The 14398-nt window shown below is 64.3% G+C and carries 8 protein-coding genes; 2 read left to right on the top strand and 6 right to left on the bottom strand.

Features of this window, described 5'->3' with window-relative positions; translation table 11 throughout:
- Positions 1-142: 142 nt before the first annotated feature.
- Both PZ895_RS09315 and mazG read left to right on the top strand, forming a co-directional pair.
- A complete protein-coding gene (locus PZ895_RS09315) occupies positions 143-5734 on the top strand; it encodes a kinesin (RefSeq protein WP_275838737.1) in 5592 nt (1863 codons plus the stop codon).
- A gap of 103 nt (positions 5735-5837) precedes the next feature.
- The gene (gene mazG, locus PZ895_RS09310) at positions 5838-6653 is read left to right on the top strand and encodes a nucleoside triphosphate pyrophosphohydrolase (RefSeq protein WP_275838736.1); all 816 of its coding nucleotides are present in this window, start codon (positions 5838-5840) and stop codon (positions 6651-6653) included.
- A 2-nt stretch (positions 6654-6655) separates the two neighbouring features.
- Here mazG and hflX read toward each other — a convergent pair whose 3' ends face one another.
- From hflX to PZ895_RS09280, 6 genes are all read right to left on the bottom strand, one after another.
- Positions 6656-7975 (bottom strand): GTPase HflX, encoded by a 1320-nt coding sequence (gene hflX / locus PZ895_RS09305; RefSeq protein WP_275838924.1) that lies wholly within the window; start codon positions 7973-7975, stop codon positions 6656-6658.
- 66 nt (positions 7976-8041) lie between these two features.
- A complete protein-coding gene (gene hfq, locus PZ895_RS09300; RefSeq protein WP_024585735.1) occupies positions 8042-8290 on the bottom strand; it encodes an RNA chaperone Hfq in 249 nt (82 codons plus the stop codon).
- A 182-nt stretch (positions 8291-8472) separates the two neighbouring features.
- Complete coding sequence (locus tag PZ895_RS09295) at positions 8473-9336, bottom strand: D-amino-acid transaminase (protein ID WP_275838735.1); 864 nt, start codon at positions 9334-9336, stop codon at positions 8473-8475.
- A 9-nt stretch (positions 9337-9345) separates the two neighbouring features.
- Complete coding sequence (gene trkA, locus PZ895_RS09290; protein ID WP_275838734.1) at positions 9346-10722, bottom strand: Trk system potassium transporter TrkA; 1377 nt, start codon at positions 10720-10722, stop codon at positions 9346-9348.
- Between the two features lie 57 nt (positions 10723-10779).
- A complete protein-coding gene (locus PZ895_RS09285) occupies positions 10780-12141 on the bottom strand; it encodes a sigma-54 dependent transcriptional regulator (RefSeq protein ID WP_275838733.1) in 1362 nt (453 codons plus the stop codon).
- Positions 12131-14398 (bottom strand): PAS domain-containing sensor histidine kinase, encoded by a 2268-nt coding sequence (locus tag PZ895_RS09280; protein WP_275838732.1) that lies wholly within the window; start codon positions 14396-14398, stop codon positions 12131-12133. The genes PZ895_RS09285 and PZ895_RS09280 overlap by 11 nt, the downstream gene beginning before the upstream one ends.

The raw sequence follows: 14398 nt of genomic DNA, 5'->3' as shown, positions 1-14398 counted from the left end.
AAGTTTTACACATGGCCGGAATTGCGAGTTCCCATACCGCGCCTGTCCCGATACGATACGAAACGGGCAAATTGGGCCTCAACTGGCGGGTGGTTTCAAGCCGAATACGGTGACCCGCTGCGATCGTACAGGGTAGAGCGGCATGGCGACGAAACCGGCGACGAACAAAGAACTCGACACCGATATCGAAAAGGAGCTCGAAGACGCTCTCGATATCGAGCTCGTCATGGACGACGACGAGGCCGAGGCGCCACAGGAAGAGAACCTCGATATCGCCGCGTCGATGGAGGATTTCGAGGCGCAGATTTCCCGGGCGGCCGAAGAACTCGCAATGGAGAATCGCGAGGCCGAAACGGATGGCGATGGCTCCGCACCTGCCGAAGCGACTGCCGCGGCCGCAGCACCCGTCCTCGCAAAAGCCGCCAATGACGGGCCGACACGGATCGCCGACCTTCAGCCCGTCGAAGCGCAGGCGTCGGCCCGGCCCTCCGCCTTCGCCGCCGCCAATGACGATCGCCAGAAAGACTATAAGAGCTTCGTCCAGAACATTTCAAAGCCAGTGCCGAGGACCGTCTACTGGGTCGTCGCGCTGCTCTCGGTCGTCTGGGCCGCATCCGGCCTTGTCGTCGGCCACCTCCTCTTTTCGCCGCAGATCTGGCAGATCGGTTCGCTCGCAGATCTGATCGCCGCGCCCTATGCGATTGGCCTTGCACTCGGAATCATCGTGCCGGTCATCCTGTTCTGGGGTTTCGCGGTGATGATCCGCCGCGCGCAGGAAATGCGCCATGCCGCGCAATCCATGACGGAAGTCGCCTTCCGCCTTGCCGAACCCGAGCATATCGCCACGGATCGGGTCATGATGGTCGGCCAAGCCGTGCGCCGCGAGGTGCAGGCCATGGGTGAAGGAATCGAGCGCACGCTTGCCCGTGCGGTCGAACTGGAAACCCTCGTCCACATCGAAGTCAACGAGCTTGAACGGGCGTATTCGGAGAACGAGACCCGTATCCGGGCGCTGGTCGACGGTCTCGGCAGCGAGCGTGAAGCGGTCGTCAGCCATGCCGAGCGCGTCCGCGCCTCGATCGCCGGCGCGCATGAAACGCTCAAGGACGAATTGTCGGCGGCAAGCGATGTCATTCGCAAGAACATCGTCGATGTTTCCGGCCAGCTTTCCGGCACGATCGCCGACAGCGGCGCATCGCTGATCGAGCGCATGAATCACAGCGGAACGGCGTTCAACGATGCGCTCGATCTGCGCATCGGCGCGATCTCGGATCGCATATCGACGTCGGGCGACGCGATGGCGAACCTGCTGGATACGCGAATCGCTTCGCTGACGGATGCGACCGACCACGCGACCCGCTCGCTGTCGCAGATGCTGGATGATCGCACGACCGGAATGATTTCGCTTCTGGGCAGTTCGACCCGCTCGCTCTCGGACGAGTTCGATACGCGGCTGCGCGACATCGAGCGGACGCTCGAGGAACGCGGCCAGTCGCTGCTCTCCCAATTCGAAACGCGCGCCCAGGCGCTCGACACCGGTACGGAAAAGCTCAACGCCGCGCTCGAAGCGCGCGCCAAGCAGATCAACGACACACTGATCGAGCGCACCAAGGAGATCGCGCAGACCTTCACCAACGGCAAGCAGGAGGTCAATGTTCTGCTCGACGAGACCAAGGCGCGCATCGAGGCCGACCTTTCCGACCTCGTCACCTCGACCTCCTCCATGCTCGAGGCGCGGACAGCCGACTTCTCGGTCAAGCTCGGCGAAAGCCGCAACCTGATCAGCGCTGCGCTCGACGACGATCTCGAGCGCCTTGCGGAGACGCGCCAGGCAATGGACGATGCCATCACCAGCCATGTCGAGCGCATGGCCGAAGGCCGGTCGCTGCTGGCGAATGCGCTCAATGACGACATCGTGCGCCTCGCCGACACCCAGCGCAGCATGGATGAGGCTATCGATCGGCAGATTTCGAGCCTCACGGAAGGCCGTGAGCGCCTTGCCGTCGCGCTGAAGGACGATATGGATCTTCTCGACGCGACGCGTCGCGGGCTCGACGATGCCGTCTCGCAGCATGTCCGCACGATCGCGGAGCGCGAATCCGATCTGACGACCGCACTCGCTTCCGGCACGGCCCGCGTCGAGGACGCTTTCGCCAACCAGATCGACCGCATGGCGGAACGCCAGGCCGATCTGTCGGCGGCGATTGCGGCCGATGCGGAACGCATGGACGATCTGATCCTGCGGGGCATCGAGACGCTCGGTGCACGCCAGGGCGAATTGCAAGCCGCAATAAGCAACGACGTCTCGCGGATCGACGAGGCGTTCGACCGGCAGATCACACGTCTGGCCGAGCGCCAGTCGGGCCTTTCCGCCGCGATCGACGCCGATATGGAACGCTTTTCTTCCGCATTCGACCGCCAGTTCGACACTCTCACCGCCCGCCAGAGCGAGTTCGGCACCCGTGTCGAGGGCGACGTCGCTCGGATCGACGAGGCTTTCGCGCGGCAGGTCGAGGCGATTTCCCAGCGTCAATCGGAGATGGAGAACGCGGTGCATCGCGGCGCCGAGCGTTTCGGCGAATTGTTCGGTCAGCTCGCCCGACAGCTCGGCGACCGCCAGTCGGAACTGTCGAACGCCATTGCAGGCGATGCACGGCAGGTCGAGGAAGCGTTCGCGCGCCATATCGCGACGCTTGCCACGCGTCAGGAGGAACTGACGGGCGCAATCAACGCCGACATGGGACGGATCGACGAGACGTTCCTCCGCCAGATCGCCCTGTTCGCCGAAAAGCAGAACGAACTTGCGGCGGCGATCAATAGCGACATGAACAAGGTCGAGGACACATTTGCCCGCCACATCGAAGCGCTGGGAGAACGACGCGCGCTGATCACCGATTCGGTTACCAGTGACATCGGCCGGATCGAGGATGCGTTCGGTCGCCAGACCGGTGTGATCGAGGAACGCACCCACACGATGGAACGCGCCTTGAAGATCGGCGTCGACAATGTCCGCAGCGCTCTCGAAAGCAGCGCCGTGGTCGTTGCCGGTTCGCTGCGCGACAAGGTTCTCGAAGCGACCGCGGCCATGGGCGAACAGGCCGGCCAGGCCTTCATCGACGTCGATCAGAAGATCGCCGATCGCGTCCAGAAAACGGCAGAGGCGCTCGGTGCCAAGGCCGACGAGATTGCTGTCCGCCTCGAGGATGCGGATCGCGTGCTTGCGGGTCGCTTCGACGAACGCACGCAGACGCTCTTCGCGCGCGCAGCCGAGATGGTCGACCGTTTCGCCGAGGCCGATGAAACGCTGGCCGCCCGCGCCGAACAACGCGCCGAGGCTCTCGGCGCCAAGTCCTTCGAAGTGGTTGCCGCCTTCGAGACGGCCGAACGCAGCCTTTCCGCGCGCGTCGAGGACGCGGCTCATTCGCTTTCGCAACGCGCCGGCGACTTCGCCCGGATCGTCGAGGACGCCGACCGCGATCTTGCCGGCAAGGCCGATGAAATCCGCGTCAGCCTGCTCTCGCGTGCCGACGAGGTCGTGTCCCGCTTCGACGAAGTCGGGCAATCTCTGGCCAATCGGACCGAAGATGCCGCCCGCGCCCTCGAAGGACGCGCGGACGACGTGGTCGGCCGCTTCGACGAGGCCGGCAGCGCCCTCCTCTCGCGCACCGATGCGGCGGCGAATACGCTCGCATCGCGCGCCAGTGACCTGTCGAACGTCTTTGCCGACGCTGATCGCCGGATCGTGGTTCGCCTTGACGAGACACAGGCCGCATTGTCGGCGCGCGCCGGCGAGATCGCGAGTGTGCTCGACGGTTCGGACGAGCGCCTGCAAGAGCGCGCGAATGAACTTGCCCGCACCTTCGATATGGCCGAACAGCGAATCATGGCGCGCACGCACCAGACTTCGGCAGAACTCGACGCCCGTGCCGCGGCGATCGCCGAAGCACTTGCCGCAGCCGATCAGGCGCTTGCCGATCGCACCAGTCTCCTGACGTCGCGCATCGAAAACCAGGTCGCCTCTGCCGAGGAACGCCTGACACATGGCGCGGCCAATGTCGGCGATCGCCTGGCTGAACAGGTTGCGCGCGTCGAATCCGAACTCGTCGAACGCGCCAATACGATCGCCGAGACCTTCGCCGCGATGAACCGCCACATCGACGAGAGCACCGAAGGCGCTTCCGGCAAGCTGGACGAGAAGACCCGCCAGCTCAACGCGATGCTTTCGGCGCGCTCCTCCGAGATCGCCCGGATCCTCGACGAGACGGCGCGGCCGCTGGTCGACCGCTTCACCGAAAGCAGCACCGACCTCCAGCGCAATCTCGAAGAGATCACGCAGGCCGCAGCCGAACGGCTCCAGTCCGGCAACAGCGCCCTCGTATCGGCGCTCGACGCCAAGACGAGCGAGACGCTTTCGGCCGTCGAACGGGCGCAGGGCGATCTGACGCGCGGCGTAGACGGCCTTCTCGGTCGGCTTTCGGCCTCCAATGCGCGGCTCGGCGAACTCGTCGAAACGGCATCGGCCAATCTTGGCGGCGTCGACGAAAAGCTCGCCGGCACGACGGAGCAGTTTGCCGAGACGACCGAAAAGGCCGCGCGGTCCTTCGCTTCGTCTGCGCGGATCATCGAGGCGCAGGCGGGCAAGCTGTCGGAACTGTCCTCCACGACTCTGCGCGACGTTGCCGGCATCGCCGCGCGCTTCGAGGATCACGGCAAGATGCTGACCAATGCGCGCGAGTTGCTGAACTCGGCCCAGTCGACCCTTGCGACCACGCTCGACGACCGGCAGACCGCCCTCGAAACGCTGGCCTCCGGCCTCGTCAAGAAGTCGGAAGAGATCGAACGCGTCATGCGCTCGTTCGAAGGCGTCGTCGGCAAGGCGCTGGAAGGCGCGGAAGGCCGCACCAAGGTTTCGACGGAACAGATGCGAAATGCGATCTCGGAAGTCGTCGAAAGCGCCACCAAGCGCTTTGCCGACGCGACCGACGAAATCCGCAAGACCGCCGGCACGATCCGCACCGAACTCGACCAGACGCGCGCGGAACTGAAAAAGGGCGTGATGCAGTTGCCCGAGGAGACGAAGGAATCGACGAGCGCCATGCGCAAGGCGGTATCCGAGCAGATCAAGGCGCTGAAGGAACTGTCCGACATCGTCTCGAAATCGGGCCGCTCCTTCGACGTGTCGCCGGCACGAATCGAGCGGCAGGCACCGCCGGCCGCGCGGCCTGCTGCGCCCGTTCCGGCCCCGCAAGCCGCGACCCAGTTGCGCGGCTCGCTGGCGGAGCCGGTGCAGGAACAGGCCGGTGGAAGCTGGGTCGGAGCGCTCTTGCGCGGTGCATCCAAGGACGAAGCGCCCGCACCGAAGCCGGTCCAGCCGCAGCGCTCGCCGTTGCAGATGGTCGAATCGCTCAACTCGCTGTCCGTCGACATCGCGCGGGCGATCGACCATGAGGCATCGGTCGAACTTTGGGACCGCTACCGCAAGGGCGAGCGCAACGTCTTCACGCGCCGCCTCTACACGCTGAAGGGCCAGCAGACCTTCGACGACATCCGCCGCAAGTATCAGAACGATGGCGAGTTCCGCGGTGCGGTCGATCGATACTGCCAGGACTTCGAGAAGCTGCTTTCGGATGTGGCCAAGAACGACCGCGACAACATGATGTCGCAGACCTATCTGACATCGGATACCGGCAAGGTCTACACCATGCTTGCCCATGCGAGCGGCCGCCTGAAATAGGGCACCGCAAACGGAAGCAAGGCCGCAGCCGCCGAGCGCGACTGCGGCCTTTTTCATGTGCCGCGACTGCGCTATCAAGGCGTCTTCTGGAGACATACCCGATATGCAGCCCTCCCGCGACATTTCCCGCCTGATCGAAATCATGACCGCGCTGCGCGACCCGCAGACGGGCTGTCCGTGGGACATCGAACAGGATTTCGCGTCGATCGCGCCCTATACGATCGAGGAAGCCTATGAGGTGTCCGACGCGATCGAACGCGGCGACCTGGCCGACCTGCGTGATGAACTGGGCGACCTGTTGCTTCAGGTCGTGTTCCATTCGCGGATGGCCGAGGAACAGGGCGCGTTCGCGTTCGGCGATGTCGTCGAGGCAATCACGAAGAAGATGATACGCCGCCATCCGCATGTCTTCGGTCCGGACGCCGTTCGTGGCGCGAAGCTGGCCAAGGGCATGTGGGAGAAAATCAAGGCGGAGGAACGTGCGGAGAAGAAGGCGGAACGCGAAGCGCGCGGCATCACGGTCGCCGAACACGGCTATCTCGACGACGTGCCTGTCGGCCACGCCGCGCTGACGCGGGCGCTGAAATTGCAGCAGCGCGCGGCGAAGGTCGGCTTCGACTGGAAGGAGCCGGGGCCGATACTAGACAAGATTTCCGAGGAGGTCGACGAGTTGCGAGGCGCGCTCGATGCGGGCGAGACGGCGGCGATCAAGGACGAATTCGGCGACGTGCTGTTCGCGCTGGTCAATCTCGGCCGGCATCTCGGCATCGATGCAGAGGAAGCGCTGCGCGGGACCAACGACAAGTTCTGCAAGCGCTTCCACCATGTCGAGCGCGCGCTGAGCGCCAATGGAAGCAGTCTCAATGAGGCGAGTCTCGACGAGATGGAAGGTCACTGGCAGGCGGCAAAGCGCGCCTGATTCTACTTTTCCGCTGATTTCCGGCGCTTGGCGATCTCGCTGATGACGGCCGATGGCGCGCGGACCTTGAGCGCGACCGAGCCGTCCTCGCGATCCTCGCGGGCAATCACCGCTCCATTGCGGTAGACCCAGTCGATGGCCGGTCCATCCTGCGGGCCGAAGGTGAACTGCGCCTCGTCGAGGGAGCCGGAAATCCGCGCCTCCACCACATCGAGCAGATGGTCGACCCCTTCGCCCGTGATCGCCGAAATCAGGATCGGGCCTTCGTCGACCTGTTCGCGCGGCAGGTTCTGGCGCGCCTGATCGTCGAGCAGGTCGATCTTGTTCCAGACTTCGAGCACATGGCGGCTGTCGCCGGCCTCGACGCCCAGATCGGAGAGGATGCGCGCGACATCGGCGGCCTGCGCGGCGGTGTCGAGGTCCGAAATGTCGCGCACGTGAAGGACGAGATCGGCCTCGACCACCTCTTCCAGCGTCGCGCGGAAGGCGGCGACGAGATGCGTCGGCAGATCCGAAATGAAGCCGACCGTATCGGAGAGGATGACGACGCTGCCATGCGGCAGGCGCACGCGGCGCAATGTCGGATCGAGCGTGGCGAAAAGCATGTCCTCGGCCAGCACTTCGGAGCCCGTCAGGCGGTTGAAAAGCGTCGACTTGCCGGCATTCGTGTATCCGACGATGGCAACGATCGGATACGGCACCTTGCGGCGTTTTGCGCGGTGCAGGTCGCGCGTGCGCCGAACGGTTTCGAGTTCGCGCTTCAGCCTGGTGATCTTCTCCTGAAGCATCCGCCGATCGGCCTCGATCTGCGTTTCGCCGGGGCCGCCGAGGAAACCGGCGCCGCCGCGCTGGCGCTCGAGGTGGGTCCAGGAGCGAACGAGCCGGCCGCGCTGGTAGTTGAGATGCGCCAGATCGACCTGCAACACGCCTTCCTTGGTGCGTGCGCGGCGACCGAAGATCTCAAGGATGATGCCGGTGCGGTCGAGCACCTTGGCGTTCCACGCCTTTTCGAGATTGCGCTGCTGCACCGGCGTCAGCGGATGATCGACGACGACGAGGTCGGCCTCATGCGTCTTGACCGCCTCGCCGATCTCATCGACCTTGCCGCTCCCGATCAGGGTGGCGGGTTTCGGGTCGGCGATCGTCACGATCTGGCGGTCGGCGATTTCGAGTTCGATGGCCAGCGCGAGGCCCACGGCCTCTTCGAGCCGCGCCTCGGGACTGCGCTGCATCAGAGCGGCGGAGACGCGCTCGTCTTCCTGCCCGCGCGGCGCCCTGGTGAGAACGGGCACGATGACGACGGCGCGCGTCGGCGGCGCCATCGTTCCGTCATCGACGGGACCGTGTGCGCGGCGCGGCTTGCGCCCCTCGGTGTCAGGTGCGTTCAATCAGCCGTCCCGGCCGTTTTCTTCGCCCTCGAACATCTGCACGGGCTGGCTCGGCATGATGGTCGAGATGGCGTGCTTGTAGACGAGCTGCGAATGCCCGTCGCGGCGCAGCAGCACGCAGAAATTGTCGAAGGAGGTCACGACACCCGTCAGCTTGACGCCGTTGATCAGGAAGATCGTGAGGGGATTCTTGCTCTTGCGTACGGAGTTGAGGAACAGGTCCTGGAGGTTTTGCGTACGTTCCGCCATTGTTTTTTTCTTTCGCCGATGCGCTGAAGCATATCGTTATTGATGGCTGAACAACCACGCATCCAGGCTCTGCACACCTGAATGCGAAAGTGCTCAAGTGCCAAGATAATCGGCTCTTTTCGAACGCACAACCGGCCTGAAAAGCCCGTCGACTTGAAGATCCCGGCCCCGTCAAGTGGTTATCAGGCCGCACTTTTCTCCGCAACGTCAAAAAAGGCCCTGCGCAGCGAAAGTGTGATGGAGCCCGGATGCCCGTTGGCGACCGGTTGGCCGTCGATTTCGACCACCGGCATGACGAGAGTGGTCGCCGCCGTGATGAAGGCTTCGCGGGCGCCTTTCGCCTCATCGACGGTGAATCCTCGCTCTTCGACTTCGAGCCCGAGCGTCTCGGCCACGCGCATCACCGTGGATCGCGTGATCCCCTTGAGAATGCCGGATTCGGCCGGCCTCGTCTTCAGCTTGCCGTCCTTCGTCACGATCCAGACATTGGTGGCGGCGCCTTCCTTGACCGTGCCGTCGGGATCGACGAACCAGGCTTCCTGGGCGCCCGCTTCCTTCGCCTTCTGGCGCGCAAGCACGTTGGGAAGGAGGCCGACGGACTTGATGTCGACGCGCTCCCACCGGTTTTCCGGAACGGTGATGACCTTGATGCCGGTCTCGGCTCGCCTGGCGGCGGCCTGCGGACTCGCCTTCTTGGCGGTGACGACGAGAGACGGGCGCGTGTGCGCGGCGGGAAAGACATGGTCGCGGGGTGCTACGCCGCGCGTCACCTGAAGATAGACGAGGCCGTTGACGACGCCGTTGCGCGAAACGACCTCGCGCATGATCGTCTGAAGCGCCGAGCGCGACATCGGCCAACCGATCTTCAACTCACGCAGCGAGCGGTCGAGCCGGTCGAGATGCGGCGTCATGTCGATGATGTAGCCGCGCGCGACCTCGCAGACCTCGTAGACGCCGTCGGCGAACTGGTAGCCGCGATCCTCGACATGGACGGCGGCGTCGCGATGCGGCAGGTAGCGACCGTTGACATAGGCGATTTTCGGCATCGACTTTTCCTAGAAGAATTCGAGACTGACCCGGAAGAGCTGTTCGACCTGTTTCACGGCCTTGGCCATGGCGAACATGACGATACGGTCCTTCGGCTTGATACGCATTGTGCCAGAAGGCTTCAGCACTTCGCCATTGCGGTAGATGGCGCCAAGGCGCATTCCGTCCGGCAGTTCCAGTTCGCGCAGCTCCGGCCCCACCAAGGGCGAGGTTTCCAGCGCCTCGGCCTCGATGATCTCGGCAGCGCCGCGCTGGACCGAGTGAACCGCGCGGATGCGGCCGCGCCGCACATGCTGCAAGACGCGCGAGATCGTGACCGTGCGCGGGTTCACATGCGCGTCGATGCCGAGCATGTCGGTGAAGTCGTGATAGGTCGGGTTGTTGATGAGGACGAGATTTGACTTACAGCCGAGTTGCTTGGCCAGCACCGAGGACAGGATGTTGACCTGATCGTCATTGGTGACCGCGACCATCAGGTCGGCTTCGGCAATATCGGCCTCCTGCAAGAGCTTCTGGTCGAGAGCGCTGCCGTTGAGAACGACCGTGCGGCGCAATTCATCTGCGATCGCGACGGCGCGGCGGCGGGAAGCCTCGATGATCTTGACCTTGGTGCGGCTCTGGCGAAGCTCGATGGTGCGGGCGACGTAGAGACCGATATTGCCGCCGCCGGCGATGACGATGCGGGTCGCCTCCTGCTCATCGTGACCGAACAGACTGAGCGTGCGCCGAACCTGGTCCTTGGTCGTGACGACATAGGCAAGGTCGCCGGCGACCAGTTGATCGGCCGAATGCGGAATGAAGAGCCGCCCTTCGCGCGAAACGCCGACCACGGTCGACGGCAGATCTGGAAAGAGATCGGTCAGTTGCGACAGCGGCGTGTTGATGACCGGGCAGTCTTCCATGCACTCGATCGCGACCATGGCGATCTTGTTGTCCGCAAAACGCACGACGTCGGTCGCCCCCGGCAGCGCGATGCGGCGCAACACCATTTCCCCGACTTCCAGCTCGGGGGAAATGATCACGTCGATGGGCAGATGCTCGCGCGAGAACAGGTCCATATAGTGCGGCTGGAGATAGGACTGGGCCCGGATGCGGGCGATCTTGGTCGGCACGTTGAAAAGCGAATGGGCGACCTGGCACGCGGTCATGTTGACCTCGTCATACAAGGTCACGGCGATGATCATGTCGGCTTCCTCGGCACCGGCCGCCGCCAGCATGTCGGGGTGTGAGCCGTGCCCGACGAACCCGCGCGCATCGAGATTGTCGCGCACGGACTGGATCAGTTCCGCCGAGGTGTCGATGACCGACACGTCGTTGTGCTCGGCCGACAGGCGTTCGGCGATGCCGTAGCCGACCTGCCCCGCCCCGCAGATGATTACGCGCATATGAAGTCCGGTCCCGTCATTTAGATCCGCCCCTTCTAGCCCAGGCTCAGACCCGCATCAAACGCCGAGAGACTTCAATTTTCGATGAAGCGCCGAACGCTCCATGCCGATGAATTCGGCCGTGCGCGAAATGTTTCCGCCGAAACGATTGATCTGCGCCAGCAGATATTCCTTTTCAAACAGTTCGCGAGCCTCGCGCAATGGAAGGGCCATGATGTGCTGGTCGGACTGGGTCGGCGTGCGCGGCATCACGTCGCCGATCTCGGACGGCAGAAGATCGGCCGTGATCGGCTTGTCGTCCTCGCCGTCGCGCGAGAGGATCATCAGCCGCTCGATATTGTTCTTCAACTGACGCAGGTTGCCGGGCCAGTTATGCGCCTGGAGAACGGCCATGGCATCATTGCCGATGCGCCGCATTCGGATACCGGCCTGCTGCGCCGTCTGGCGCATGAAATGATCGACGAGAAACGGGATGTCGTCGCGCCGCTCGGCCAATGGCGGAACCATGACCGGAACGACGGCGAGACGGTGGTAGAGGTCCTGGCGGAACCGGCCCTGCGCGATCAGATCCTCCAGATTGTAGGCCGTCGACGAGATGATGCGCACGTCGACCTTGACGCGCTTGGTGCCGCCGACGCGCTCGAACTGCTGGTCGACGAGCACGCGCAGGATCTTTGCCTGCGTCTCGCGCGGCATGTCGGCGACCTCGTCGAGATAGAGGATGCCGCCATGCGCCTGTTCCAGCGCGCCGACCTTGCGCTCGGCGCCGTTGGCCTCGGTGCCGAAAAGTTCGATCTCCATGCGCTCGGGCGTGATCGCCGCGGAGTTGACGGCGACGAAGGGCGCGCTCTTGCGCGCCGAGGCCGCGTGAATCGCGCGCGCGACCAGTTCCTTGCCGGAGCCGGACGGGCCGATGATCATGATGCGGCTGTTGGTGGGCGAGACGCGGTCGATGGTCTGGCGAAGCTGCGCCATCGCGCTGGACGTGCCGATGAGATCGAAGCTGTCGCCCGAACGCTTCTTCAGGTCCGAGACCTCGCGGCGCAGCTTGGAGGTTTCGAGCGCCCGTTCGGCGATCAGCACCAGCCGGTCGGCCTTGAACGGCTTTTCGATGAAGTCATAGGCGCCCTTTCGGATCGCCGAGACGGCGGTCTCGATCGTGCCGTGGCCGGAAATCATCACCACCGGCAATTCGGGGTGCATGGTCTTGATGGCGTCGAGCAGTTCCAGCCCGTCCATCTTGGAACCTTGCAGCCAGATGTCGAGGAAGACCAGGCGCGGCGCGCGGTCGGCGATCGAGGCGAGCGCGCTGTCGCTGTCGAATGCGGTCCGCGTTTCGTGACCTTCGTCGGACAGGATGCCGGACACGAGTTCGCGGATATCCTCCTCGTCGTCGACAATCAGAATATCAGACGCCATCTGTCACCTCTTCAGTCTCGGGGGCGGTCGATGCCGCCGCCTCTTGTTTCTCCCCGAGGGGAAATACCATCCGCACGAGGGCGCCGACGCCGCCATGGAAACTGGCGGGCGCGTCGAGGAGTTGCAGCGTGCCACCGTGGTCCTCGACGATCTTCTTGACGATCGCAAGGCCAAGGCCCGTGCCCTTCTCCCGCGTGGTCATGTAGGGCTCGAGCAGCCTTTGGCGATTCTCCTTCGGCAGACCCTTGCCATTGTCGAGCACCTCGACGACGGCACTCGCACCCGCGCGGCGGGCGCGCACCAAGATCGCGCCGGGCCGATCCGACACCTGCTCGATCGCCTCGGAAGCGTTCTTGACGATGTTGCCGAATGCCTGCGCCAGCAGGCGGCTGTCGAAACGGCCCATCAGCGCGTCGGGTCCGAAATCGCGCTTGAACTCGATATCCGCCCGGCTGACCTCGATGAGGAAGGACGCCTCGCGAAGCGGCTCGCGCAGATCGACGTCCTGCATATCGGGTTTGGGCATCCGCGCGAAGGACGAGAACTCGTCCACCATGCGGCCGATATCTCCAACCTGGCGGATGATCGTCTCGGTGCATTGATCGAAGACCTCGCGGTCCTCGGTGATGACCTTGCCGTAGCGGCGGCGGATGCGCTCGGCGGAAAGCTGGATCGGCGTCAGCGGATTCTTGATTTCGTGGGCGATGCGGCGGGCGACGTCCGCCCAGGCCGACGATCGCTGGGCCTGGACGAGATCGGTGATGTCGTCGACCGTGACGACGTAGGACCGCCCGCCACCGCGCGCCGAACTGCGCTCGGTCGTGACCTGAACGTTGAAGGTTCGCTCCGCCCCGTTGCGGAAGAAAGCGACCTGTTCGCGATAGACGGGCCGGTCGAGCTCGCGTCCCTTTTCGAGGACTGCGCCAATCTGCGGCAGGACGTCGAGGAGACGCTGGCCGACGAGCGATTTCGACGTCACCGACAGCATCTTTTCGACGGAGCGATTGACGATCGCGATCTCGCCTTTTGGCCCGACGCCGATGACGCCGGCCGAAACGCCTGACAGCACAGCTTCGGAAAAACGCCGACGCTCGTCCATCACATCCTTGGCGCGAACGAGCTGATTGCGCTGTGTCTTCAACTGGCGGATCATCTCGTTGAACGTCAGGCCAAGCGCGCCGACATCGCCATCCGTCTGCTTGACAGGCACCGAGACGTCGAGATTGCCGCTCGCCACTTCGTCCGCCGCGCCGATCAGTTGCCGGATCGGCCGCACGATCCGGTCGGCCACCGCGATGCCCGTCCAGATCGCGGCCAGAACCACGATCAGCGTCACGCCGAGATAGAGGATGGCGAAGGCGAGTTGCGTCGTCATCCGGTTCTGTTCGAGGCCGCGATATTCGTCGGTGTTGGCGCGAACGATCTGGCGCGCGCGGATCACTTCCGGGTCGAGTTCGCGCACCGTGAACAGATAGGCGTCGTCGATCTGTTGCAGGCGGATGATTGCACCGACGACATTGCGGAAGCGCGGCTCGATCAGCACCGGCTGGCCATCGGCAGCCGCGCGCAACGCTTCGGGCGGCGCATCGGGCATCGGAATGCCGGCCGGTGTCTCGGCCTCGATGATCAGCGAGCCGTCCGAGCGGACCAACGCGGCATGGGCGAGCGCGCGGCCGCGGACATGATTGCTCATCAACTGGCGAAAGCCGGTCCGGTCGAGGCTGTAGAGCGAACGCGCCTGGTCGAGATCGAAGGCCATCGACAGCGTCGTGCCCTGAAGGCTGCGCGAATTCTCCTGCACATAGGCTTCGGCGATCGAAAGCGAGGACGACACGATCGCGCGGGTGCGCAGTTCGAACCATCGGTCCAGCCCGAGATCGAGCGTCACCGAGGCGACGATGGCAACGAGGATCGCAGGGATCGCGGCGACCAGCGAGAACATCGCGACGATGCGGACGTGGAGCCGGGACGCCGCCTTGCCGCGCCGGCGGGCCTGATAGATGCGCGTGATCTCGTAGCCGATCAGCCCGAGCAGCAGAAGAATGAAGCCGGTATTGACGCTTATCAGGATCAGCGTGTTCGACGCGTTGGGCGCGACCGGCGTCAGGCCGAGCAGAATGGCAAAGGAAACCCCCGCCGCAACAAGCGCGCAGACGACCGCGACGATTCCCGGCATGAGGCCAAGCCTGCGCCCTTCGACGGCGCGGCCTTCGGTTCCCAGCAATGCGCCCTCGGGTGCGGTGGTTTCTATCGTCAT

This window comes from Mesorhizobium sp. YIM 152430 (assembly GCF_029210365.1).
Classification (GTDB): domain Bacteria; phylum Pseudomonadota; class Alphaproteobacteria; order Rhizobiales; family Rhizobiaceae; genus Aliihoeflea.
This window is presented reverse-complemented; position numbering and strand designations above follow the sequence as displayed.